This is a genomic window from Nonomuraea sp. NPDC050404 (assembly GCF_040655495.1).
Lineage (GTDB): Bacteria > Actinomycetota > Actinomycetes > Streptosporangiales > Streptosporangiaceae > Nonomuraea.
This window is the reverse complement of sequence record NZ_JBFAKB010000004.1, coordinates 238,985-262,216: the sequence shown is the minus strand read 5'-3', so window position 1 is coordinate 262,216 and position 23,232 is coordinate 238,985. Positions and strand designations below refer to the sequence as shown.

General features: G+C 71.6%; 20 protein-coding genes. 8 read left to right on the top strand and 12 right to left on the bottom strand.

Features of this window, described 5'->3' with window-relative positions; translation table 11 throughout:
• Positions 1–12: 12 nt before the first annotated feature.
• From AB0I81_RS12775 to AB0I81_RS12760, 4 genes are all read right to left on the bottom strand, one after another.
• Entirely contained in the window at positions 13–714 is a 702-nt protein-coding gene (locus AB0I81_RS12775) for a cupin domain-containing protein (protein WP_360654619.1), read from the bottom strand.
• Positions 711–1,613, bottom strand: coding sequence for a PmoA family protein (locus AB0I81_RS12770; protein WP_360654617.1), 903 nt, complete (start codon positions 1,611–1,613; stop codon positions 711–713). Before AB0I81_RS12770 ends, AB0I81_RS12775 begins: the two co-directional genes overlap by 4 nt.
• Positions 1,610–2,701, bottom strand: coding sequence for a Gfo/Idh/MocA family oxidoreductase (locus tag AB0I81_RS12765; RefSeq protein ID WP_360654613.1), 1,092 nt, complete (start codon positions 2,699–2,701; stop codon positions 1,610–1,612). The genes AB0I81_RS12770 and AB0I81_RS12765 overlap by 4 nt, the downstream gene beginning before the upstream one ends.
• Positions 2,702–2,818: 117 nt before the next feature.
• A complete protein-coding gene (locus tag AB0I81_RS12760) occupies positions 2,819–3,844 on the bottom strand; it encodes a LacI family DNA-binding transcriptional regulator (RefSeq protein WP_360654610.1) in 1,026 nt (341 codons plus the stop codon).
• A 114-nt stretch (positions 3,845–3,958) separates the two neighbouring features.
• Between AB0I81_RS12760 and AB0I81_RS12755 the strand changes: the two genes are divergently transcribed.
• The 5 genes from AB0I81_RS12755 to AB0I81_RS12735 all read left to right on the top strand — a co-directional run bounded on the left by AB0I81_RS12755 (position 3,959) and on the right by AB0I81_RS12735 (position 9,675).
• Positions 3,959–5,593, top strand: a complete 1,635-nt coding sequence (locus AB0I81_RS12755; RefSeq protein WP_360654607.1) for a carboxylesterase family protein — start codon at positions 3,959–3,961, stop codon at positions 5,591–5,593.
• Between the two features lie 142 nt (positions 5,594–5,735).
• Entirely contained in the window at positions 5,736–7,211 is a 1,476-nt protein-coding gene (locus tag AB0I81_RS12750) for a histidine kinase (protein WP_360654604.1), read from the top strand.
• Positions 7,208–7,864 carry a response regulator transcription factor gene (locus tag AB0I81_RS12745; protein WP_360654601.1) on the top strand — a complete coding sequence of 219 codons (657 nt, stop codon included), beginning with the start codon at positions 7,208–7,210 and terminating at the stop codon, positions 7,862–7,864. Before AB0I81_RS12750 ends, AB0I81_RS12745 begins: the two co-directional genes overlap by 4 nt.
• 31 nt (positions 7,865–7,895) lie before the next feature.
• Positions 7,896–9,143, top strand: a complete 1,248-nt coding sequence (locus AB0I81_RS12740; RefSeq protein ID WP_360654598.1) for a serine hydrolase domain-containing protein — start codon at positions 7,896–7,898, stop codon at positions 9,141–9,143.
• A gap of 115 nt (positions 9,144–9,258) precedes the next feature.
• On the top strand, positions 9,259–9,675 hold the full coding sequence (locus tag AB0I81_RS12735) for a hypothetical protein (RefSeq protein WP_360654595.1): 417 nt from the start codon (positions 9,259–9,261) through the stop codon (positions 9,673–9,675).
• 84 nt (positions 9,676–9,759) lie between these two features.
• Here AB0I81_RS12735 and AB0I81_RS12730 read toward each other — a convergent pair whose 3' ends face one another.
• On the bottom strand, positions 9,760–10,524 hold the full coding sequence (locus AB0I81_RS12730; RefSeq protein ID WP_360654592.1) for an ABC transporter permease: 765 nt from the start codon (positions 10,522–10,524) through the stop codon (positions 9,760–9,762).
• Positions 10,521–11,456 carry an ABC transporter ATP-binding protein gene (locus AB0I81_RS12725; protein ID WP_360654589.1) on the bottom strand — a complete coding sequence of 312 codons (936 nt, stop codon included), beginning with the start codon at positions 11,454–11,456 and terminating at the stop codon, positions 10,521–10,523. Before AB0I81_RS12725 ends, AB0I81_RS12730 begins: the two co-directional genes overlap by 4 nt.
• 151 nt (positions 11,457–11,607) lie before the next feature.
• Here AB0I81_RS12725 and AB0I81_RS12720 point away from each other — a divergent pair, with 151 nt between their 5' ends.
• Both AB0I81_RS12720 and AB0I81_RS12715 read left to right on the top strand, forming a co-directional pair.
• A complete protein-coding gene (locus tag AB0I81_RS12720) occupies positions 11,608–12,717 on the top strand; it encodes a histidine kinase (protein WP_360654586.1) in 1,110 nt (369 codons plus the stop codon).
• Positions 12,714–13,367, top strand: a complete 654-nt coding sequence (locus AB0I81_RS12715; RefSeq protein ID WP_360654583.1) for a response regulator transcription factor — start codon at positions 12,714–12,716, stop codon at positions 13,365–13,367. The genes AB0I81_RS12720 and AB0I81_RS12715 overlap by 4 nt, the downstream gene beginning before the upstream one ends.
• Before the next feature lie 3 nt (positions 13,368–13,370).
• Here the strand turns inward: AB0I81_RS12715 and AB0I81_RS12710 are convergent, their stop codons facing one another.
• The 5 genes from AB0I81_RS12710 to AB0I81_RS12690 all read right to left on the bottom strand — a co-directional run bounded on the left by AB0I81_RS12710 (position 13,371) and on the right by AB0I81_RS12690 (position 19,662).
• Entirely contained in the window at positions 13,371–14,579 is a 1,209-nt protein-coding gene (locus AB0I81_RS12710) for an amidohydrolase family protein (RefSeq protein ID WP_360654580.1), read from the bottom strand.
• Between the two features lie 111 nt (positions 14,580–14,690).
• Positions 14,691–17,582: a M36 family metallopeptidase gene (locus AB0I81_RS12705; protein ID WP_360654577.1), complete on the bottom strand. Its 2,892-nt coding sequence runs from the start codon at positions 17,580–17,582 to the stop codon at positions 14,691–14,693.
• Between the two features lie 148 nt (positions 17,583–17,730).
• The gene (locus AB0I81_RS12700; RefSeq protein ID WP_360654574.1) at positions 17,731–18,951 is read right to left on the bottom strand and encodes an endonuclease/exonuclease/phosphatase family protein; all 1,221 of its coding nucleotides are present in this window, start codon (positions 18,949–18,951) and stop codon (positions 17,731–17,733) included.
• A gap of 61 nt (positions 18,952–19,012) precedes the next feature.
• On the bottom strand, positions 19,013–19,537 hold the full coding sequence (locus tag AB0I81_RS12695) for an NAD(P)H-dependent oxidoreductase (protein ID WP_360654571.1): 525 nt from the start codon (positions 19,535–19,537) through the stop codon (positions 19,013–19,015).
• Positions 19,534–19,662 (bottom strand): hypothetical protein, encoded by a 129-nt coding sequence (locus AB0I81_RS12690; protein WP_360654568.1) that lies wholly within the window; start codon positions 19,660–19,662, stop codon positions 19,534–19,536. Before AB0I81_RS12690 ends, AB0I81_RS12695 begins: the two co-directional genes overlap by 4 nt.
• Before the next feature lie 306 nt (positions 19,663–19,968).
• On the opposite strand from AB0I81_RS12690, the gene AB0I81_RS12685 reads away from it, so the two are divergent.
• Positions 19,969–20,301, top strand: coding sequence for a putative quinol monooxygenase (locus AB0I81_RS12685; protein ID WP_360654565.1), 333 nt, complete (start codon positions 19,969–19,971; stop codon positions 20,299–20,301).
• Positions 20,302–20,312: 11 nt separating this feature from the next.
• Here AB0I81_RS12685 and AB0I81_RS12680 read toward each other — a convergent pair whose 3' ends face one another.
• On the bottom strand, positions 20,313–23,204 hold the full coding sequence (locus AB0I81_RS12680) for a beta-galactosidase (protein WP_360654562.1): 2,892 nt from the start codon (positions 23,202–23,204) through the stop codon (positions 20,313–20,315).
• Between the last annotated feature and the right edge of the window lie 28 nt (positions 23,205–23,232).

Below are 23,232 nucleotides of genomic sequence, written 5' to 3'. Positions count from 1 at the left end.
GACAGTCGGCGATCAGACAGGAGTATGGATGATCGGATTGGCGACGTCATGCGCGCGCAGGTTGCCGCACATGCCCCAGCGCTCCTGCGCCGGGCTTTCCATCAGGGCGGCCTCCTGGAGGTGGGCGCCGTCACCCCGTTCCAGGGCGTCGAGGATCCCGGCGGTACGGCGGGCCTGCTCGGCGACGTTGGACTCCCAGATCTCCCGCCAGCCCGACACCTTGGGCCTGACCAGGGCGACCGCGCTGTCGTAGAAGCGCCGAAGCGCCTCGGGACCGCCCTCGGCCAGCTCCAGGAAGCCCGCCACGGCCAGCTCCCGCCGCCGGGCCACCGCCTCCTCGACGTCCACGGCGGGCAGGGTCGCCGCCTCCCGGTAACGCCCGTGGTCGGCCACCACCTCGGGCGGGAACGTCATAACGGCGTCCCCGGCCTCCGGCAGCCCGGCGTTCGACATCAGCACCACGACCTCCAGGCCGCCGCGGTTGACCGCGCGGTGGATGGTGCCGGGCGTGAACCACACGGTCGAGCCCGCCTGCAGCTCGGTCTCGCGCAGGCCGTTGAGGTCGAGCGACTGCAGCGTGCCGCGACCGCCGATCACCACGTACGCCTCCGTGGAGGCCGTGTGCAGGTGCGGCGTGCCGCCTTCCAGGCCGTCGGCGCAGGCCCCGGTGTAGACGGTCAGGCGGCTGATCGAGGTCCCTCCGGGAAACGTCATCGCAGCGCGTCCCTCCCCTGCTTGGCCAGCAGCGCCGAGCCTTCCTCGCCCCGGTCGCCGTCGGCGATCACGACCGCGTACCGGAAGCGGATGGTCTCGCCGTCCGGCAGCGGCACCTCCTCGCTGAAGAACGGCGCGGGGTTGAGGCAGGCGAAGTCCTCGCTGCGGGCGAACCACTGCGGCGGGTGTTGCGGGTTGGCCGTGTCGTCGACCATGACGATCGTGGAGTGGTCGCCGGTCTCGTCGTGCCGGCCGCGGAAGCCGAACCACTCGGCGCGCTTACCGCGCAGCTCGTCGCCGCCCGCGCCGTCGGGTGACTGGATGATCCCGTCGGTGAAGGAGCGGGGGCCGCGCCAGAACAGGCCGCCGTAGCCGGCGTTCTCGCGGCCCTTGGTGGTCGGAGAGCCGAAGTCGATCGTGGCGCCGGAGATGTTGCGCATGGCCGTCTCGAAGACCAGCGCCCAGGTCCGCTCGTCCACGAGCGTCGCGGTCAGGGCGCGCCGCTCCTCGATGACGGGCGCGCCGTTCTGGGCGGTCCAGTCGAGCGCGTGCCCGATCTCGACCTTGCCGCCGTCGGCCGTCAGCGTGGTCGTCTCGCGGTGCGTGGCGCTGCCGTTGTTGTCGAGCTGCACGTACTTGCCCTGCACGTACGTCGGCCCGCCCCAGAAGTTGTGCTCACCGACGTGCGGCAACGACCAGGCGATGCCCTTGTGCCAGACGTGGTCGTGCGGCCGGTACAGCGACACCAGCCGGCCGCCGCGGGTGCGGATCGGGTGCAGGTACGGCTTCGGCGACTCCAGCACCGGCGTGTCCGGGCGGTAGACGTAGGTGAACAGCTCGACGTCGCCCGTCGTGACGGCGATCGAGTGGCCGAGGCGGTGGGTGGCCTGCAGGGTCACTTCTTCCTCCAGGGGGCGCCCGTGCCGTCCATGCGGCGGGCGAACGGGCTGTCCGCGGTGATCTGTCCGGCCCGTACGCGCTCGCCGGTGAAGGCGGAGGCGTACAGGGCGGCGATGAAGTCCATCGTCCGCCGGGTGTCGGTGACGGTGACCGGCGGCGCCTGGCCCGCGTCGAGGGCCTCGACCACGGCCTTGAGCCAGCCGCCGTGCCCGCTGGAGCCGCTGCCGGGGTCGGCGGCCCACAGGGACTTCACATCCTCCTGGCCGGGGGCGGGGGTGACGGTCCAGTCGTCGTCGGTGTAGCCGTACAGGTGCTCGACCTCGACCGTGGCGCGCTCGTAGTCGAAGCGCAGCTCGGAGGTCTGACGCGGGGAGACGACGGAGTTGACGACGGTGGCGACCGCGCCGCTCTCGAACGTCACCAGCGCCATCGACACGTCCTCGGTGTCCACGGCGTGGTACTGGCGCGCGGCCACGGCCGTGACCTCACGCCACGGGCCGAGCACCGACAACAGCAGGTCGAACTGGTGGATGCCGTGCCCCATCGTCGGGCCGCCGCCCTCGGACTCCCAGGTGCCGCGCCACGGGACCGCGTAGTACGCCTCGTCGCGGTACCACTGGGTCAGGCACGTGGCCAGCAGCGGGCGGCCCAGCGCGCCGGCCTCCGTGAGCCGCCGCAGCCGTACGGCGCCGGCGCCGAAACGGTGCTGCAACACGGTCGCGACGTGCGAACCGGTGCGGCGCTCGGCCTCGATCAGCGTGTCGAACTCGGCCAGCGACAACGTCGGCGGCTTCTCCACCAGCGCCGTCACCCCGGCCTCCAGGCAGGCCAGGGCCAGCGGGGCGTGCAACTGGGGCGGGGTGCACAGGTGCACGAAGTCCAGCCGCTCCTCGCGCAGCAACTCCTCCGCGCTCGCGTACGTGTTCGGCCCGCCGAACTTGGCGGCGAACTCGGCGGCCCGCCCGGTGTCCACGTCGGCCACGGCGACCAGCTCCACCCGGCCGCCGGACGCCTGCACGGCCTTGGCGTGGGCACCGGCGATGCCGCCGGTTCCGACGATCGCGGCCCGGTAAGTGCGTTGAGACAAGATGATCCTTCTCTAGGGGTTCCGCCGGGGAGGGTGGCCCGCCTGCGGGAAAACGTATTCCGCAGTCTGCAATGTCCGTTACGCGAGCGTCAAGGGTGGTGCGCGGAACTACTCCCGTCACCGGCGGGGGCCGGTGCTGTCCCGGATGACCAGGCGACTCTCCAGGGTCAGGCGGCGCGGGACGCCTGTGCCGCCCAGGGCGAATCGGATCGCCTCGACGCCGGATTGTGCCAAGGGAAGCGCCACGGTCGTCAGTCGCGGCGTCACGTCGCGGGTGAGCGGAATGTCATCGATTCCCGTCACGGAAACGTCATCGGGAACGCTCACTCCGGCTTCCCGGAATCCCGACAGAGCGCCGATCGCGATGGTGTCGTTGACCGCGAGAACCGCCTGCGTGCCGGCCAATCCCGCGTGGGCCAATTCTCGCGCCGCGTCGAACCCGCCCTGCCTGCTGACCTGGCAGTGGACCACCCGGATGGCCCGCTCTTCGACGCCCGCGCCGCGTAGTCCCGCGATGAATCCGGCGGTGCGTTCCGTCATGTTGCGCATGCCTTCGACGCCCGCGAATATCGCCACCCTGCGGTGCCCGGATTCGCCGATGAATGAGCCCATCGACCGCGCGGCGGCGACATTGTCGAAGCCGATCTGATCGAAAGGCATGTCCGTATGCCCGACGATCACGACCCGCCCGCCTTCCCGCTCATACGCGGACAGTTCACGGAATAGGCGTTCGTCGTCGCCCAGATAGCGGCTCGACGTGAGCACGAGCGCGCGCGGGCGCAACGACCGCAACACGCGGACGGTCTCGGACTGCCGCTCGGGCGCGGCCATGGTGGAGGACACCGTGACGAAGGCGCCGGCCGTACGGGCCTCGCGCTCCATCGCGGCCACCACCACACCCATGGACGGCGTCGTGAGGTCGTCGGCGATGAGCGCGATCGAGTCGCTCGCCCGGCGCATCGCCCTGGCCGAGGCGTCCACCGTGTAGCGCAGGGCCGCCGCCGCGGCCAGCACGCGGGCCTCGTACTCGGGCGCGACCTTCCTGGCGCTGCCGCCCAGCACCCGGGAGGCGGTGGCGACCGAGACCCCCGCCGCCGCGGCCACGTCGTGCAGCGTGACCGTGGGCCTCGCCGCGTGGGGCATCCGCTTTTGTCCTTTCCCGAGCCGCCTGCGATGAAGAGTACTGTCAACCTTCGGGCGGGCGATCGCAACCTGCGGCCGTACCGGGGGACGGGGCCTGGTTCCTAGCGTCGAGTCATGCATTCACCACGGAACACGAACCGCCGGTCGGCGCTGGTTCTGGCCGCCCTGCCGCTCCTGCTCATCCCCGCCTGCGCCACCGGAGGGGACCGGGCGACCGGCCCGGCGAACGCGACGGCCACCGCGGGACCCGAAGTGCGGCTCGACGGCGGGCGGATCCGCGGGGCCGGGGACGGCGACGTCCTGCGGTTCCGTGGCATCCGCTACGCCCGGCCGCCCGTCGGCGACCTGCGATGGCGACCGCCCGAGCCCGTCGCCCGATGGCGGGGCGTCGTGCCCGCGATGGCCTCCGGCCCGGCCTGTCCCCAGGCGAGCGACAACCCGAAGGAGAGCAGCGAGGCCGAGGACTGCCTCACGCTCGACGTGACCGTGCCCCGGAAGAAGGCGGGCGGGCCGAGGCCGGTGATGGTCTGGTTGCACGGCGGCGGGTTCAACGCGGGCAGGGGCGCCGACTACGACCCGCGCCGCCTGGCCGTCCAGGGCGACGTCGTGGTGGTGACCGTGGAGTTCCGGCTCGGCGTGCTCGGCTACCTGGCCACACCCGGGATGCCCGGCGGGGGCACGTTCGGGCTGCAGGACCAGCAGGCCGCCCTGCGCTGGGTACGGGACAACGCGGCGGCCTTCGGCGGCGACGCCGGGAACGTGACGTTGTTCGGCGAGTCGGGCGGCGGCATCGCCACCTGCGGCCACCTCACCTCTCCCGGCAGCCGCGGCCTGTTCCACAAGGCGATCGTGCAGAGCGGCGCGTGCGGCACGGTCATGTTGCCGAACGCGGTCGCTCCCGGCACGCCGAGGATCCCGTACTGGCGCCCGCTCAAGGAGACCCACGCCGCTACCAGGAAGGCGGCCGGGCAGGTCGGCTGCGCCTCCGGTGGCGGCGCGAAGATGCTGGAGTGCCTGCGTGCCAAGCCGGTCAAGGAGTTGCTGGAGCTGACCGGGTACTTCACGGCGGCCTCGTACGGAGGTCCCCAGTTGCCCGTCGCTCCCGAGCGGGCGCTGCGCGACGGGGACTTCGCCCGGGTGCCGGTGTTGTCCGGCCACACCTCCAAGGAGGCGCTGATGATGGCAGGGGTGATGGGGCTGCTCGGTAAGCCGATCACCGACGGCGAGCTGCCCGATCTCCTCCGCCAGGGCTTCGGCGACCGGGCCGGCGAGGTCGCCCGCCGCTACCCGCGCGACAGGTACGGCAGCGCCGATGAGGCGTGGGCGGCGCCGTACACGGATGCGATCTTCGCCTGTCCCCACGCCACCGCCCAGGACTCGCTCGCCCGGCGCACCAAGGTGTACGCCTACGTGTTCGGCGACGACACCGCGCCCGCGTTCATCCCGGCGCTGCCCGGCTTCCCCGCCGGCGCCGGGCACGCCACCGAGCTGCCCTACCTCTTCGAGGTCAAGGAGAAGCCGATCAGCCTGGACGGCCGGCCCGTGCCGCTCACCGCGGCCCAGCGGTCGGTGGCCCGGGATATGGTGGCCGCCTGGACCACGTTCGCGCGGACCGGCACGCCGGCGTCGGGCGGCCACGCGTGGCCGCGCTGGCGGCAGGGGCACAGGTCCGCCCGCCTGATCACCGAACGACCGGGCAGCACCGCAACCACGGCCGCGCCCCGATGCGACCTCTTCAACCGCCCATGACCTCCGCCGTCCCCTTCCCCCGCCCATGACCTCCGCCGTCCCCTTCCCCCGCCCATGACCTCAGCCACCCCCTTCCCCCGCCCATGACCTCAGCCACCCCACGACGAAACCCCTTCGACCGCCCATGACCTTCACTCCACAGGTGAACGAAGCCAGGAGGGCCACGGCCTTCCTGGTTCTCACCATGGCGGCGTTCATGCTCCTCGACCTGGCCCTGTACCGGGGCGTGCAGCGCACGGGCGGTCCGCTCGGGCCGGCCGCGGGGCTGGTGCTGAGCCTGGTCGTGGACGCCTGCCTGCCGTTGCTCGGCCGCTTCCCGAGGGCGGTGGCGCTGGTGGCGAGCGCGGCGACCGCGGTGGCGGCGGTCGGTGACACGATGTCCCCGGGGACGTTCACGCCGGTCGAGCCGGTGACGCAGGTGACCGCGCCGCTGTGCACGCCGGTGATCGTGTGGTTCCTGGTGCAGGGGCTGGCGCGCCGCGAGGCGCTGGCGTACGTGACGGTGCTGGCGCTGGCGGCGACCCGGCCGTGGACGCCCGACTGGGAGACGGTGTACGGCGGGATCACCGCGACCGTCCTGCCCGCCCTGCTCGGCCTCTACATCCGGGCCCGCCGCGAACTGGTCGCCTCCCTGCGCGACCGGGCCGAGAGTGCGGAACGGGAAGGGTGTCTCCTCGCCGAACGCGCGCAGGGCGCCGAACGGGAGCGCAGACTGCTCGAACAGCAGGCGCGCGGTGCGGAGCGAGAGCGGCGGCTGCTGGCCGAGCGGGCCAAGGCGGAGGAGCGGCAGCGGCTGGCCGGGGAGATGCACGACATCGTCACCCACCACGTCACCGAGATCGTGCTGGCCGCCGGCGCACTCAAGGTCTCAACCGGCGACCGCGCCGTACGTGGAACCGCCGAACACATCCGCGACGCCGGCGCCCGAACTCTGACGGAGCTACGCGACCTGATCGGCATCCTACGCAACGGCCACGACCCGATCGAGCAGGGCCCGCCAGACCGGCCGGACACATCGCGCGGGCCGAACAGACCGGACCCGCCGGACGAGCCGGGCGCGTCCGGCGGGCAGAGGGTTGTGGTCGGGGCGGCCGACCTCGATGCCCTGGTGGAGTCGGCCGTCGCGGCGGGTAACCCGGCCGTGCTGCGTGTCACCGGCCGGCCCGGTGCGGTGACCCCGGCGATCGCGCGGGCCGCGTACCGGGTGCTGCAGGAGGCCCTCACCAACGTCAGGAAGCACGCGCCCGCCACGGCCGTCGAGATCGAACTCGCCTACGAGCCCCGCGCCATGACCGTGACGATCACCAACTCCCCTCCCCTGCGCGCCTCCGAGCTGGCGGCGAGCGGCTCGGGGATGGGCCTGGACGGGCTGCGACGCCGCGTCACCCTGCTCGGCGGCTCCCTGACCGCCACCGAAACCCCGGACGGCGGCTTCCACGTCGCCGCCACCCTCCCCGCCTCCGTCCCCACCGACAGCCCGGAAACCACCGACGCCCCGGAAACCACCGACACTCCGAAAACCACCAACGCCCCGGAAACCACCAACGGCCCGGAAACCACCGACGTTCCGGAAAGCACCGCGCGCCCGAAGAGCACCGACGACCTGGAGACGACATGACGATCAAGGTGCTCGTGGTGGACGACGACCCCATGGTCCGCCACCACCTCAGGGCGATCCTCACCTCGGCCGATGAGATCGAGGTGGTCGCAGAGGCCGAGGACGGGGCGGAGGCGGTGGAGGCCGTGTTGCGCGCGTCCCCCGACGTCGTGCTGATGGACATCAGGATGCCGGGCGTGGACGGCATCGCCGCGACCGCCGAGATCGCCAGGCTGACCGAGCCGCCCGCGGTGGTGGCGCTGACCACGTTCGACTCCGACACGCACGTGCTGCGGGCGCTGCACGCGGGCGCCGGCGGTTTCCTGGTGAAGTCCACCCCGCCGGAGGACCTGCTGGACCTCGTCAAGGTCGCGGCCCAGGGCCACACGGTCCTGTCGCCGTCGGCCGCCCGCCACCTGCTGTCCCGCTCGTCGAGCACGGACGAGGCCCGCCGGGCCGTACGGGAGCGGGTGGCCGAGCTGAGCGAGCGCGAACGCGACGTGCTCGGCTGCCTCGGCGAGGGCCTGACGAACGGCGAGATCGCCGCCCGCCTGTTCCTGTCGGAGACGACGGTCAAGAGCTACGTCTCGCGCCTGCTGGACAAGCTCGGCCTGGCCAACCGCACCCAGGCGGGCCTGCTCGCCCACCAGGCCGGCCTGGAATCCGGAGATTGAAGGCAGGCGTGCCCGAGATCATGCTGATGCCATGGAGATCCGAACCTTCGGCAAGAAGAGCGCGATCGTCGCGGTGACCATCGGCGTGCTGCTCGCCACCACCGCCCCACCCGCCCAGGCGGACACCAAGCTCGATCCGAAAGCGTTACAGAGGTCGCTGAACGAGGTGCACGAAGCCGGCATGTACGGCATCTACACCGAGGTACGCGACGGCCGGCAGACCTGGCGGGGCGCCTCCGGCGTGGCGGACGTGGACACGGGCCGCCCGGTGCATCCGGGCATGGTGCACCGGGTCGGCAGCATCACCAAGACGTTCGTCTCGGTGGCCGTGCTCCAGCAGGTCGCCAGGGGCGCCATCGACCTGGACGCCCCCATCGGCGGCTACCTGCCGGACGTGGTGCCGGGCGAGCGCGGCCAGAAGATCACCGTACGGATGTTGCTCAACCACACCAGCCACATCGCCGACTACGTCCTGCCGGCTTTCCCCTCCTTCCTCGAAAACTCCCCCCGGAGCCTGGACGACAACCGCTTCCGCACGTTCACCCGCCGCGAACTGGCGAAGCTGGGCCTGGACGCCCCACCGACCGGCGAGCCTGGGGTGGCGCCCGGGTCCTACTCCAACACCGGCTACGCGATCCTCGGCCTCCTCCTGGAGAAGGTGACGGGCACCAATGCCGAGGAGCACGTCACCCGCAACGTCATCCGCAAGGCGGGCCTGCGGCACACGTCGTTCCCGCGCACGCCGCGCATCCCCGGCCCGCACTCCAAGGCGTACGAGCGGTTCTACGGCCTGATCGACCCGCCCCGCGACTACAGCGTCTACAACATGTCCTGGGCCAGTACGGCCGGCGCGATCGTCTCCACCATGGACGACATCAACCGGTTCTACCGGGCGCTGCTGGGCGGCAGGCTGATCGGCGCGGCCGAGCTGGCCGAGATGCGGAAGACGGTGCCCGTGTGGGTGGGCCTGGGCACGTTGAACTACGGCCTCGGCCTGTACACCTACGACCTGCCGTGCGGAAGGTTCTGGGGCCACAGCGGCGGCGTCTTCGGCATGGCCACCGAGTCGCTGATCAGCGAGAACGGCGACCGCCAGCTCTCCATGGGGGTCAACCTGACCATGTACCACGATCTGGACGAGAACAGGTACCCCCTGCCGCACCCGATCGACCGGGCGTTCGTCGACTACCTGGTGCTGGCGGCGTGCGGCCAGACCAGCGCGACCCGATCCTCGTCGTTGGTCCCCTTCGCCGTGGACCGGTTGACGGTGCGGCGCTAGGTGTGTCGCCTATCACTTCTCATCTGTGGATTCCTGCACAGATGATCGCCGCGGACCTCCGTAATGTCCCTGTTGCCGGACCACCCGGCAGCACCGACAGGGGAGGAAACCCGAAATGCGTAAGACCCTCGCGATAGCCGCTCTGGCCGGTTCGACCGCTCTCACCGGCCTCGCTCTCAGCCCGGCCACCGCCCAGGCCGCCACCCAGTCCACCACCGTGACCACCGCCACGGTCACCGCCAAGAGCTGGGGCAAGTTCTTCTCCAGCGACCGCAAGGCCTACACCTTCGGCAAAACCTGGAAGTCCGGCGGCAAGGTGTACACGAAGTGGTACGGCGTGGACAAGCGCGGCGGCAAGAAGGGCTGGGTCTGGTTCGAGTTCTACAAGAACGGCTCCTGGCACAAGTTCAACAAGTCCTGGGACGGCAAGGTCACCGGCGCGTGGAGCGGCCACGGGATCAAGAAGGTCTACACCTTCACCTGCTGGGCCGGCAAGTTCGACAACTGCGGCAAGAAGTACCGCATCTACTAGGCCGTCTACCAGGCCGCAACCGTCTGAGGCCCGGCGCCGGTGGGGGCGCCGGGCCTCACGTGTGACCGCCCACGATCGACAGGCTCATTCCCAGCGGAAGAAGGCGGCTCCGACGACACCGCCCAGCACTACGCCGGCGGCCAGGGCGATCAGGTGAGCGGCCGCCACGGGCGCGCCGATCCACGCGGCCGATATGGACGCGACCGCCGCGCCGAACGGCAACCATTCGCCGATCGTGGCCAGCACGCCGGGAAGGCTGTCCCGGCCCCCGAACATGCCGCCGAGCGCGCCGATCGCGAAGTACAGGGCCAGGCCGATGGCCACGGCGGAGTTCGGGGTGGGGGCCAGCGCGGCGACGATCAGGCCGGCGGCGTACATCGCGGCCGTGGCCAGCGCGAACACGCCGATCGCCGCGCCGATGCTCACGGGGGGCTTGGCGTCGAAGGCCAGCATCGCCACGGTCCAGGCGATGGCGATCCCGACGAACGTCTGCGCCACGCTCACGGCCACCTGGGCGAAGAGCACCATCGCCGGCGAGGCGGGCGTCACCCCGAGGCGTCTCAGGATCCCGCTGCGGCGGTAGTAGGCCAGGAAGCTCGGCATGTTGATGACGCCGGTCGTGGCCACGACCATGGTGAACACCAGCGGCAGCACGTACACGTCGAGTGCCGTCCTGCCGTGCGCGATCTGCTGTTCCGCGGCGGCTGCGGCGTTCATCACCAGGATCAGCAGGGGCAGGCCGAACGGCACGATCAGCCCGGCGGTGTCGCGGGTGGTCATCTTCAGCTCGCTGATCAGCATGACGCCCCAGGCCCTGGGGCCGGGGCGATGGGCGGCGACGCTCGTCATGAGGTGCTCTCCTCCTTCTCCAGGTGCCGGCCGGTCAGGGCGACGAAGGCGTCGTCCAGGGTGGCCTGCTCGCTGCGGGTGCCGGTGACCACGACGCCGGCGCGGACCAGGCCCACGCTCACGGCCTGCAGCAGGTCGCCGCTGCCTTCGACGACGAACGAGTCGCCGTCCGCGCGTACCCGCTCGACCCCGTCGATCCGTTCCAGCAGCCCGTCCGGCACCGGCTCGGACGCGCGGAAGGTCACCCGCTGGGCGAATCCGGCCCGCCCGACGATCCCGGCGGGCGAGTCGAGCGCCACCACCCGGCCCGCGTCGAGCAGCGCGACCCGGTCGCACAACCGCTCGACCTCCTCCATGGCGTGGCTGACCAGCAGCACGGTCACGCCGGAGTCGCGCAGGGTCTCGACGGTCGTCCACATCTGGCGGCGCGCCTCGGGGTCGAGCCCGGTGGTGAGCTCGTCGAGTATCACCACCCGGGGGCGCCCGACCAGGGCCAGCGCGATCGACAACCGTTGTTGCTGGCCACCGGACAGCCGCTCGAAGCGGATGCGGCGGGACTCGGTCAGGCCCACCGACTCGATGAGCTCGTCGGCGTCCAGCGGGTCGGGGTAGAAGGTGCCGTACATCAGGACCAGTTCGGCGACCGTGAGCGCGGCGTGCAGGTGGCTGCTCTGCAACTGCACGCCGAGGACCTGCCGGAGCCTGGCGCGGTCGCGCCGCACGTCCAGGCCGAGCACGCGTACGGTGCCACGGTCGGGCTTCCTGAGCCCGGCGATCAGCTCCACGGTGGTCGTCTTGCCGGCGCCGTTGCGGCCGAGGATGCCGAAGATCTCGCCGACGGCGATCGAGAGGCTGACGTCGTCCACGGCCACTTTCGCGGCATAACGTTTGTGCAGGCCGTCGGCCTCGACGGCAAGGGGTGGTTCGGACATGATCCCGACGGTAGGAGTCAGGGTGCGGGTCCGGCCTGTGCCGATGGTCAGCCTTCCCGGCCATGACTTCCGGCCCGTGCCGATGGTCAGCCTTCCCGGCCATGACTTTCGGCACCCCCGGCCCGGCGGGCGCCGACAGTACAGTGGCGTTATGCGGCGAATCGGGCCGGATGCCTGGGCGGGCCTGGTGATGCTCCTGCTGTGCGTCGCGGTGGGCACCCCAACCCTGCTCATCGGGACGGGCATGCGGGTGCCACGTCCCGTGTGGATCTCACTGTTCGTGGCGCTGCTGGTCGCCCTGCTGATCGTGGCCATGTGGGAGGTGCTCAGGCCCAGGATCGCCCGCGCCTGTTACGGCCTGACCGTCGTCCTGGGCTGGGCCACCGTGCTGACGGCGCCGAATGCCGGGTGGCTGCCGATCCTGCTGGTCTTCACCGCGACGATGAGCGCGTACCTCATGCCGTTGTGGGTGCGGGCGGTGGTGATCGCGCTCAACTCCGTCGTCATCGCCCTGGCCATGGGCGGCGGCGGGGCCGACCCGGCCGGCGCCGCCACCGGCACGCTGTTCTACCTGCTGATCCAGGTGGCGACGGTGCTGAGCACCACCGTGACCATCAGGGAGCAGCGGATGCGCCGCGAGCTGGCCGAGGCGCACATCGAGCTGCGGGCGGCCAGCGTGGTGCTCGCCGACACCACCCGGGCCCACGAGCGGCTGCGCATCTCCAGGGAGCTGCACGACCTCATCGGCCACCAGCTCACCGCGCTCACCCTCGAACTGGAGGTGGCACGCCACCAGGACGGCCCCGCCGCGCGCGAGCACGTCGAACGCGCCAACCACGTGGCCAGGGACCTGCTCGACAACGTGCGCGAGACCGTCGGCCAGCTCCGCGCCGACGCGCCCGACCTGCGCGAGTCCCTGACCTCGGTGGTACGCGGCATCCCCGGCCTGGACATCGACGTACGCGTGGACGACGACGTGCAGACCGCCGAGGAACAGACCATGACGCTCATCCGGGTCGTCCAGGAGATCGTCACCAACACCATCAGGCACGCGGAGGCGACCTCGTTGCGGATCGACATCGAGCGCAGGCCGGACGGCACGGTGCGGCTGACCTCCGTGGACGACGGCCGCGGCGCCGCGCGCATCACGCCGGGCAACGGCCTGCGCGGCCTGGCCGAGCGGATCGACGCGATGGGCGGCGACGTGCGGCTGGACGGCAGCGACGGCTTCCGGGTCACCGCCTGGATGCCCGCGCGATGATCCGGGTGCTCGTGGTGGACGACCAGACCCTGGTGCGGCAGGGCATCCGCAGCCTGCTCGACCTGACCGACGACATCGAGGTGGTGGGCGAGGCCGACGACGGCATGGCCGCGCTGGCCGCCGTCGAGGAGCACGCGCCGGACGTCGTGCTGCTCGATCTGCGGATGCCCCGCCACGACGGCATCTGGGCGCTGAACGCCCTGCGGGAGCGCACGGCGCACGAGCCGCCGCCGGTGCTCGTCCTGACCACCTTCGACACCGACACCCTGGTCCTGGACGCGATGCGCGCGGGGGCGTGCGGCTACCTGCTCAAGGACGTGACCCTGGAACAGCTCACCCGCGCCATCCGCACGCTCGCCGACGGCGGTACCCTCATCTCCCCCTCGATCACCAGCCGGCTGCTGCGCGCGGTCGGCCGCCGCCGGCCGGCCGCCGGCGAGGACCTGCCCAGGATCCAGCCGCTCACCGAACGGGAGCTGGAGGTGCTGCGGCTCGTGGCGGAGGGTTACAACAACCGGGAGATCGCGCGGGCACTGTTCCTGGCCGAGGGGACGGTCAAGAACCACGTCTCGACGCTGCTGCTCAAGCTGGGCGCGCGGGACCGTACCAACGCGGTCCTGCGCGCGTTGCACGAGAACGTCCTGGGCTGACCCTCACGCGCTCTTCTGCCGGACGCCGCCCCGCCAGACGTCTGCGATGGCGCGGGTGGCGGTGATGTCGGTGGTCGGGTCGCCGTCCACGAGTAGCAGGTCCGCGCGCAGCCCCGCGGCGATCCGCCCGCGGTCGGCGAGGCCGAAGCAGCGGGCCGTGCGGCCGGTCGCGGCGGCCAGCGCCTGCTCGGGCCGCAGCCCCGCCCGGGTCAGCAGCAGCAGTTCGTGGTGCAGGCCGGCCCCGTGCACCGGGCCGAACGGCGTCGCGTCCGTCCCCGCCAGCACCGGCACGCCCGCGCGCAGCAGCGCCAGCGCCGCGTGCGAGGCGTTGCGCACACCGGCCGCGTGCATGGGGACGCCGGTGATCTCCCGGTTGAACGTGGCCTTCTGCCGCTCCGACATCCGCCCGGCCGTGCGCGGGTCCCGCAGCAGCTCGGCGCCGCCGGGGTCGCCGGTGACGGCCTCGATGTAGGCGAGCGTGGTGACCACGAACGCGTCGTAGGAGGCGATCCTGGCCGCCACGTCGTCCGCCGCCTCCTCGGTCACGTCCGAGTACAGGTGCGCCAGGCCGTCCACGCCCGCGTCCAGCGCGATCAGCGCCTCCCTGGCGGTCACCGTGTGGGCGATGACCTTGAGCCCGGCGGCGTGCCCGGCCCGCACGAGGACGGCGGCGAGGTCAGGGGACAACACGGGCAGATCCATGCCGGACACCGCGCCGTCGTCCACGGCGATCTTCAGGTAGTCGGCGCCCTCCGCCAGCCGCGCCTCCACGAACGCCCTGGCCTGGCCGGGGTCGGCGACCGTGTCGAGCCCCGCGCCGGGGCTGCCGATGGCCCGCAGCACGTCCGGGGTCATGATCTGCGTGGGGTGCCCGCCGGGCGCGGTGGCGATCATGCCGGAGCTGCGCAGGTCGGCCACGTCGTCGCGCTCGGCGGCCAGGCGGCGCTGGGCGGCCAGGATGGGCGGCAGGTTGTTCATGTCCAGCTCAGTGGTGACGCCGAAACGCAGCGCCTCGGCCAGGTCGCCGTCGTAGGCGTGCGCGTGGGCGTCGATGAGGCCGGGCAGCAGGGTCCTGCCGGTGCCGTCCACCACTGTGTCCGCCGGCCGGTCGTCGCCGGGCTCCGTGATGCGGTCGCCGTCGATGAGCACGTCGGTGGCGGGCACGGTGCGCTCGCCGTCGAAGACGCGCACGTTTCTGATCAGGGTACGCATGGCTCTCCTCGCAAAGGTAGTTCGATGTCTAACTAACTCTACCTTAACTAGTTAGACGTCGAACTAAAAGGCCCGCGCTCCGGTGGGAGCGCGGGCCCTTGGCCGGTGAGGTCAGTGCGAGAACGCCTGGAACTCCGCCGCCCTGACGTGCTCCCGCGTCGTGCTCGCGGTGCCGCAGTCCGTCGCCGAGTTCGGGTCGTTGTCCTGCTCACCGGCGTACAGCGGGTTGCCGGTGCACTGTGTGGTCAGCGCGCGCAACATCAGATGCGTCGCGCTCGTGGTCCGCACGTCGAACGACTTGATGGTCATGTTCGCGCCCCGCGGCCGGGGCAGCGTGGCGTCGAACGCGTTCGCCTTGCTCGTGTAGACCTTCCTGAAGCTCGCCGGGTCGGCGCAGTTCGCGCTGCAGGCCAGCACCTCGAAGGAGCGCAGGCTGGAGAAGCGGTTCTGCACGCCCGGGTCGGCCGGATCGGTGCCGGGGCGCAGCATGGAGCTGACCTGCACCCTGCGGATCTTGACCGGCTCGTCGCCCGCCAGGTCCACGACCACCGACTTGCCGGCCGGCGCGCCGGTGCGCGAGGCCCAGTTCGTGGCCTCGGTGTCGTCGATCAGCGCGGCCTGGTTGACGCCGTCGCCGCTCGCCGCCGCCCCGTTCGACGCCGAGGCGTGGTTGCGGGTCATGGCCAGCGGCAGGGGCAGCGTGATGCCGGGCAGGACGGCGTACTTGATGCGCTTGTGGCCGAAGCCCGCGCCCGCGACGACGAAGTCGTACAGGCCCGGCGTCATCTCGACCGTGTCGCCCAGCGGGGTGGCCGGGTCGGTGTCGGCGACCGGGACCGCGCGGGCCTCGTAGTCGCCCACGTACAGCCGCAGCGCCGCGTCCTCCGCCTCGCCCAGGGGCTTGAGCCGCAACGAGCCGTTCTTGCCCGACGGGTTGACGAAGCTCGGCGTCGCGTCGGCGTCGGCCGGGCCGTTGCTGGCCGCGCCCTGGCCCAGGCCGTGCTCGGCGAACGCGCGCCACATGATGTCCTGGTTCTTGCCGCCGAAGCGGATGGCGTCGGCCGCCAGCAGCGCGTCGCGGTGGTCCACGTAGTCCACCGCGCCCGAGGCCATCAGCAGCAGGGCGTCGAACGAGAGCTGCGCCCAGCGCCGGTTGCCCGGACACTTGTCGACCGCCGTCCTACCGTCGGCGCACGAGCGCTGCAGCCTGTCCGAGCCCTGGCCGTACCGCTTGACGAAGGCCGCCCGCACGTCGAACTGCGTGGCCGACCAGATCTCGCCGTCGGCGTGGGACTGCGTGCCGACGATGTCGTAGCCGAGGTCGCTGTAGTTGAGCGGCGACTTCGACATGTCGTAGTTCCTGATGCCGCGTCCCTTGTCGCCGGTGACGTAGCCGCCCGTCACGTACGGGGTCTCACCGGCGGGGCGGAAGCCGTACTCCCAGAGGTACTCCATGGCGAACAGGTCGGAGGTGCTCTCGTTCATGGCTCCGGCCTGGGCGCCGCTCCATCCGGCGTTCGGGCCGCCGATCATGCGGCCGGAGATGGCGTGCGTGTACTCGTGGCCGATGACCGACATGTCGTAGTCGCCGTCCACGCAGGGCGCGTAGAACGAGCCGGCGATCGGCTGCCACAGGTACATGTTCGTGATCGGCGCGACCCCGTCGGGCCCGGTGATCTGGTTGGCGTTGTCGCGGATGGACAGGATCCGCGCGCCGGCCTGCGCGTTGCCCTGCTCGGGGTCGTTGCCGAGCCCGCCGCGCCCGCCGTTGTCGCCCTGCATGTTCCAGGCGGTCTCGGTGAAGCCGAGCCGGTAGGACCAGTCGTGCATGCGGTTGTGCATCGCGTTCAGGTTCGCGATGGCGGCCTCCAGGTCGGCCTCGCCCGGCTGGTCGAACACGGCCGGGTCGCACTTGGCCTCGTACCAGGTGTTCTGCCAGGGGTAGGCGTAGTTCCTGCTCGGCGTGAGCACGTTCGGGCGGGTGCCCACGCTGAAGGAGTTGCTGCTCGCCCGGTTCTCGAACGTCCTGGCCGCGTTGCCGAGGCTGGAGTTGGTCGGCTCGTTCGTCGTGTGGTCGACGTCCCACGCCTTGCCCGTCGGCGGGTCGCCGCCGGTCACGTAGTCGCAGCCGGGCGCGGGCGCGTGGCACCAGGTCTCGCGGGTGTCCTTCGAGGAGTAGTCGGCGCGCGGGTTGGCCGGGAAGACCTCCCAGCGCGGGTTGTCCGGGTCGAAGTGGTCGACGAGGTTCTCACGGGTCAGGATGGCGCCGCTGACCGCGTCCACGTGCGTGGTGTAGCCCGCCTCCGCGCCCTTCTGCCCGCCGATCAGCACCACCTGGTACGCGTTGTGCACCCCGTCCGGCGCGGGCACCGCCACCGGCGTGGCCTGCTTGGTGACCGCCGTGGCCAGGTCGATGCCGCCGTCCCCGGCCGCGATCTCCAGAGCCCGCTGCGCGGTGATCGCCGCCGCCGGGGGCGCGCCGGTCTCGCGCGACAACGAGGAGGTCACGTGCCTGACCTGGCCGCCGGACACGCCGATCGCGACGAGACCGTCCACGCCGGCCGGCAGGTCGCCGAACCGCTGGCGCAGCAGCACCGCCGAGCCCTCGCCGATGGGGTTGACCGCCACCGTCTCCAGCGCGTCCACCGCCTGCGCCGGCAGCCCGAAGGTGGCCTCGTTGTTCTTGAGATAGGTCCGCGCGGCCTGCTCCGGGTCGGAGCTCAGGCCCTCGGCCAGCGGCTGCGCGCTGACGATGGCGGCCGGGGTGCCAAGAGCGTTCCAGCGGATCTCGGCGCCGGGCGCCGCCGCGCGCCGGTTGGCGGGCGGCGGCACGCTGCCCCGACGGTTGTCCACGTCGGGCACGCCATGGTTCTCTGCCTGGAAGTCGTGAATTTCCGGGGCCTGCCCGCCGGGTTCTCCCCGGGCAGCCCCCGCGAGGGGTAGGACCGACGCGGTGAGCGCGGTGATGACGAGTGTGCTGCGTAACCAGGACTTGGACGACACGTTCTTCCTCCCGCGTGTCAGTGATGCGCAGGTCTCGCGCATCTTCGCAAGAGGTAACACCGCCTACTCAGGCTGACAAGATCTTGTAAATACAGAAATATCAGCGTATAAGCGGTGGATAAGTTTCCGCGTACCAGGTGAAATTCGGTTATCGCGCCTTGACGTCCAGCCACACCAGGCGGTGGTCGGAGCTCGGGAACGGGAAGACACCGGTCAGCCGGGACAGCGGGTCGCTCGCCGTCGGCCAGAAGACGCCGCCGCCCGCCGTCCTGAGCCTCTTGGACGGCAACACGTAGTCGGCGCGCAGGTTGCCGGGCGCGGTGTCGGCGAAGTCGGCCGTGTCGTACTTCGGGTCGCCGGTCTGCGTGGTGTTCGCGCCGCCCTGCTGCGCCGCCGCCTCGGCCGCGCCCGCGCTCGACGGCACACGCCCGGCGTCGATCTTCGGGTGGTCGAGAAGCTGGCGGATCGCGTTCTGGAAGCTGTCACCGTCGTTCGGGTCGGCGTTCTGGTCGCCGGCGATCACGAATTCCGCCCCCGGCGCGAGCCCGCCGCGCCTGCCCCGGTCGTCGTAGAGGTAACCGCCCTTGGACGGGTTGGTGTAGTCGGCCCAGAGCCTGATCTCGTCGTGGTTGCGACGGCCGTTGCGGTCCTCCGCGCCGTCGAACGTGGGCGGCGTCGGATGGCTGACCAGGAAGTGCACGGTACGGCGCCCGACGCGTACGGGCAGGTCCCAGTGGCTCTTGGAGGACAGGCGCAGGGACGCCAGCTCCTCCTCCGAGTACCAGCCGTCGGGCAGCGCGGCCCCCGGCATGTCCTCCCACAGGAACTTCTGGAACGTACGCACGCCACGCACGTCGATCGGGTACTTCGAGTAGACGACCATGCCGTACTGGCCGGGGAAGGCGCCGAACCCGAGCGCGTCGTCGCCGTATCCGGGCGCGCCGGGCGTGGTCACCGTCATGCCGTCGTTGTTGAGGTCGTGGCCCGAGGCGATGCCGGTGTTGCTGGGGGCGGTGTACCGGTACCGGTAGGTGATCGGTTTCGCGCCGCTCTGGCCGCGCGAGAGGTAGTTGTCCTGGAAGAGGCGGGCGGCCCGGCCCTCCGCGTCGTAGTCGAACTCGTTGACCAGCAGCACGTCGGGGCGGGACCGCTGGACGATCTCGGCGATGACCTTCGCCTGGGCGTTGCCCGGCGTGGACAGGTCGCCGACGAGTTGCCCTTCGGCGGCGCGGTTGAGCGAGGCGTTGAAGGTGGCGAACCTGACCCGGCTCTCGGCTCTGTCGGCGTTCTCCGCGCCGTCGGCCTGCGCGGGGAGCGGCATGAGAACGGCCGCCGCCATGGCGACGGCCAGCGCGGAACGGAAAATCATGGGCCTCTCCCTCACGTGAACCTGTGGCCGGATCATGGCACTTATGTGAGGGGACGCACCACTAACTTCCCGTGAAGACTTGCCCCGGCGCTGCGGCGGTCTGCGGCGCGACCCGGTCGGCCCAGGCCGCCAGGACCTCCGCCAGTCCGGGCAGCTCGGACTCCAGCACGGCCAGGCCGGGCGTGGGCACGCTCGCGCCCAGCTCCACCAGCAGCGGACGCAGGTGCACCTCGACCGCCAGCGCGTGCTTGGCGTCGCCCATGACCAGCAGCGGCAGCGCCGCCTTGCCCGCCAGCGCCTGCGGCGGCAGCCGGTCCAGGAACGACTTCAGCAGCCCGGTGTAGGTGCCCTTGTAGGTCGGGCTGGCCACCACGAGCACGCTCGCCTCGGCCACCAGCTCCAGCGCCACCTCCACATCGGGGTACGGCCCCGGCGCGAGCAGGTGCGAGGCGATCGCCGCCAGGTCCACCACCTCCGGCGGCTCCTCCGCCCCGAGCCGCCGCCCGATCGCGCGGGCCGCCTCGACGGCCACGGTCAGCGTCCTGGAGCCCGCACGCGGGTTGCCCACCAGCGCGACGACGCTCATCGCTCTCCGCCACCCTCCGGTGTTCCTATGTCGCGCACCCAGTCCTCCTCCGCCTCGTCGTCCGGCAGGTCGTACCAGTGGATGTCGCCCTCGCGCTCCCCCGGTTCCCGTTCCAGCTCAGCCATGGCAGGCCGCCACCTTCCGCTCCAGTGCCGCCGCCGGCCTCTCGCGCGTCCGGCCTGCCGACGGATCGTCCATCCGTGACACTCCGCGCTCGGACGCGAGGCGGCGGGTGCACATTCTTGGCCTCCAGCCCGAACTTCACGTGGCCCGGGGCTGAGCGCCAGGGAAACAGGGCGTGCTGCCGGCTCATGCGTACGAAGCTACGAGCCCGGCGGATCAAAGTCAACATTTCCTACATGAGATATAGAGAATTGGCCGTCGGTAGTCTCGTCCCGTAACGCCGCCGACGAGCGAGGGAGCCCGTAACGATGATCTTCATTACCGCGAAGTTCCGCGTCCTGCCCGAACACGCCGACAACTGGCCGGCGATCACCCGCGACTTCACCGCCGCCACCCGCGCCGAGCCGGGCTGCCTGTGGTTCGACTGGTCGCGCAGCCTGGACGACCCGCACGAGTACGTCCTGGTCGAGGCGTTCAGGGACGGCGAGGCGGGCGCGGCGCACGTGCAGTCCGAGCACTTCAAGCAGGCACAGCAGACGCTGCCGCCGCACCTCGCCGAGACGCCCCGCATCGTGAACACCACCCTCCCCCAGGACGACTGGTCCGAACTGGGCGAGATGGCCGTCACGAAGCAGGGCTGAGGTCTCCTCGCTCAGGGGCCGCCGCGCACGTTGCCGTAGGTGAACAGGCTGAGCGGGCCGGGGCCCGACGTCGGTTGCCCGGCGGTCACGGCCAGGGCCAGGGTGTTGGCCCCGTGCTCGGTCAGCAGGCCCGCCGGGAGCGAGAAGTCGCGCTGCGGGCCGATGTCGCCGCCGTACTGGCCGACGTTCCAGCCGTTGAGGAAGATCAGCACCCGGTACGCCGGTGACGGGTCGCCACCGAAGCGCAGCCCGATCGGGACGTCCTGGCCCTTCGGCAGGTCCAGCCTGAACGAGGTCCGATACCAGGTGACGCCGGGGGCCAGAGCGGCGTCCGGGGCGGCCTCCTTCCACGCCTTGTCCCGATATTTCGGCAGATGCCAGCCGGTGCGCTCGCCGTACAGGCCGCCGGTGCTGAGCGGGCCGCGCAGCTTGTCCGTGCCGGCGGTGCCCTGGATCTTCCAGGTGATCGGGGTGGTGCCCACCGAGGCCGCCACCAGGCCGCGCGGCTGCTTGAAGCGCAGGTCGTCGGCGATCCAGTCGTCGTTGTGCCCCATGTTGGCGACGAGCACGGCCAGCACGTTGTCCTGTCCCGGCTTGAGCAGGCCGGCGGGGATGTCGAAGCGGCCCGGGCCCGGGTCGGGGTTGGGCGGGGTCCACAGGTCTCCGGAGTCCGCCTGCACACCTCCGGCGGCCGTGCCCAGGTAGCGGCCGTTCAGCCAGACCAGGTAGTTGCCGCGCAGGCCGGTGATGGCGTTCAGGTCCACCCTGGTCTCGGCACCGGTGGCGGTGAAGCGGCCCCGGTACCAGACGTTGCCGTAGTGGTAGCCGTAGTCGTCGGCGTACAGGACGGGCAGGGTCTTGGGCTGGTGCGGGTTGCCGGTCGTGGTGTGGTCGGCGACCTTCCAGCGGGAGTCGTCGAAGCCCGGCGCGGCCTCGGGAGCCTCGGCACGGGCCCGCCAGCCGGTCAGGTCGGGCAGCTTCGCCGAGGCGGGCGCGCGGGTGGCGCCGATCAGCGACCCACTCGCCGTCCGCGAGACACGAACCTCATCGCGACCCGCGCTCTGCCCGCTTTGCCCCGCATCCTGCCCACCGCTCTGCCCACCGCTCCGGCCGAGCTCGACCCGCCTGATCGAGGGCGGCGCGAACACCTCCACCTCCCCCGCCACCGTGTCGGCCGAGAGGCGCACGGTGTCGCCGGTCACGGCGGCCGAGCGGACCAGTTCGGTGCCGCGTACCAGCACCGGGTTCATCGGGGTGCCGGCTCGCCAGAACCGGGCCGCCTCCTCGTCCGTGCCGATCAGCAGCAGCAGGGGCCGCCGCCCGCCGCCCATGACCAGCACCCGCGCCAGCCCTTCGTGGGCGTAGTCGAGCCGCAGGTCACCCCCGTCGTACGCGGCCCGCACCGACCCTTCGAGCACCTTGACCGACGGCTGCGCGGAGTACCGCAGGACCGTGGCCCCGGGCGAGCCGGCGCTCCCGTACAGGACCGCCACGTCGCGGCCCCCGATGGCGGCGTGCGTCATGATCTCGGAGGTGGAGACGGCCAGGCGCTGGCCGCCGAGGTCGTACCCGGCGACCAGGACATGCGCGTCACGCCCCTTGACCCGCGCCGGCACCTGGTAGCGGCCGTCCGGCGCGGCCCAGTCAAGGGTGGCGGCGTCGGTGCCGGTGGCGGCGCGGTCGGTGTGGCGGAGCAGGACGAACTGGGTGCCGGTGTCGGGGTTGGCGCGGGCGACGGTGGTCAGGGCGCCGTTGCCGGGGGCGGCCGGTGAGGTGATCGCGTCGGTCTTGGCCAGCGGGGCGACCGCCTCCAGGAAGTAGCCCTGGCGCTTGAACTCGTCGTACTTGGGCGTCGGCCGCCGCGCCTCGGTGATCGCCGCGCCGTAGTCGTAGGAGGTGTAGACGTCGTTGGGCTGGGCCAGCCAGCCCCAGTTCGTGCCGCCGTAGCCCATGTAGTACGAGAACATCGTGGCGCCGGTCTGGATCAGGTTGTTCTTGTAGAAGAACTTCATGAAGGCGGGCCCGGTGAGCTCCCGGCACTTGTCGTAACCGGCGTTGCCCAGGTCGATGGCCCCCGCCTGGTACTCGGCGGCGAAGACGGGGATGTCGTCGCGCAGCCGCTCGGTCAGCCCTTCGCCCCACGGCCCCCACAGGTCCGGGTTCGCGCACTCGAAGGACTGCGGGTAGTCGTCCACGCCGGGGATCTGCACCGCGCCCGGCCCGGTCGCCCAGGTCGAGCTCCAGCTCCCGCCGTCGCAGCAGTCGTTGGTGGTGATCGGCACCTCGATGCCGTCCGCCCTGGCCTGGTCCTGGATGTCCTGCATGTAGGCGGCGTCGGTGTTGACCTGGTACTCGTTCTCGGCGTTGTAGAGGACCACCGGGCCGCCCTCGGTGACCTGGTGGCGGGCGATGATGGGGTTGATCCGGTGCAGCCACTCCCGGTAGGCGGCCTGGTAACCGGCCTCGCTGCTGCGCGCCCGCCCGGGGACGGTCTTGAGCCAGGCGGGGAAGCCGCCGCCGGTGCTCTCGGCGTTGATGTACGGCCCCGGCCGCGCGATCACGTACAGACCGGCCTGCCTGGCGATGCGCAGCAGCCGGTCCACGTCGCGCACGCCGGTGAAGTCGTACACCCCCGGCGCCGGCGAGTGGTAGGCCCACGAGAAGTAGAGCGAGACGGCGTTGAACCCGGCCGCCCTGAACTTCTCCATCACGTCCCGCCACAACTCCGGGCTGGGCAGCCGGAAGTAGTGGAACTCTGCCGACTGCAGGACGATGCGGCGGCCGTCCACCGTGAGCGAGTACTTGTCGTAGGTGACCTCGCGCGCGGTGCCGGCCCGCGCGGGCACGACCAGGGTCGCGCAGGTCAGGAGCATGGCCAGGAGCACCGCGGGCAAGCGCCTCATGGTCGCCTTCCAGGGGGTGGGCTCGGAT

Excerpts from the sequence above, each read along its gene's own strand:
- AB0I81_RS12775 (WP_360654619.1), bottom strand. The coding sequence starts at position 714 with ATGACGTTTCCCGGAGGGACCTCGATCAGCCGCCTGACCGTCTACACC.
- AB0I81_RS12760 (WP_360654610.1), bottom strand. The coding sequence starts at position 3,844 with ATGCCCCACGCGGCGAGGCCCACGGTCACGCTGCACGACGTGGCCGCG.
- AB0I81_RS12755 (WP_360654607.1), top strand. The coding sequence starts at position 3,959 with ATGCATTCACCACGGAACACGAACCGCCGGTCGGCGCTGGTTCTGGCC.
- AB0I81_RS12745 (WP_360654601.1), top strand. The coding sequence starts at position 7,208 with ATGACGATCAAGGTGCTCGTGGTGGACGACGACCCCATGGTCCGCCAC.
- AB0I81_RS12740 (WP_360654598.1), top strand. The coding sequence starts at position 7,896 with ATGGAGATCCGAACCTTCGGCAAGAAGAGCGCGATCGTCGCGGTGACC.
- AB0I81_RS12735 (WP_360654595.1), top strand. The coding sequence starts at position 9,259 with ATGCGTAAGACCCTCGCGATAGCCGCTCTGGCCGGTTCGACCGCTCTC.
- AB0I81_RS12730 (WP_360654592.1), bottom strand. The coding sequence starts at position 10,524 with ATGACGAGCGTCGCCGCCCATCGCCCCGGCCCCAGGGCCTGGGGCGTC.
- AB0I81_RS12725 (WP_360654589.1), bottom strand. The coding sequence starts at position 11,456 with ATGTCCGAACCACCCCTTGCCGTCGAGGCCGACGGCCTGCACAAACGT.
- AB0I81_RS12720 (WP_360654586.1), top strand. The coding sequence starts at position 11,608 with ATGCGGCGAATCGGGCCGGATGCCTGGGCGGGCCTGGTGATGCTCCTG.
- AB0I81_RS12715 (WP_360654583.1), top strand. The coding sequence starts at position 12,714 with ATGATCCGGGTGCTCGTGGTGGACGACCAGACCCTGGTGCGGCAGGGC.
- AB0I81_RS12710 (WP_360654580.1), bottom strand. The coding sequence starts at position 14,579 with ATGCGTACCCTGATCAGAAACGTGCGCGTCTTCGACGGCGAGCGCACC.
- AB0I81_RS12700 (WP_360654574.1), bottom strand. The coding sequence starts at position 18,951 with ATGATTTTCCGTTCCGCGCTGGCCGTCGCCATGGCGGCGGCCGTTCTC.
- AB0I81_RS12695 (WP_360654571.1), bottom strand. The coding sequence starts at position 19,537 with ATGAGCGTCGTCGCGCTGGTGGGCAACCCGCGTGCGGGCTCCAGGACG.
- AB0I81_RS12690 (WP_360654568.1), bottom strand. The coding sequence starts at position 19,662 with ATGGCTGAGCTGGAACGGGAACCGGGGGAGCGCGAGGGCGACATCCAC.
- AB0I81_RS12685 (WP_360654565.1), top strand. The coding sequence starts at position 19,969 with ATGATCTTCATTACCGCGAAGTTCCGCGTCCTGCCCGAACACGCCGAC.
- AB0I81_RS12680 (WP_360654562.1), bottom strand. The coding sequence starts at position 23,204 with ATGAGGCGCTTGCCCGCGGTGCTCCTGGCCATGCTCCTGACCTGCGCG.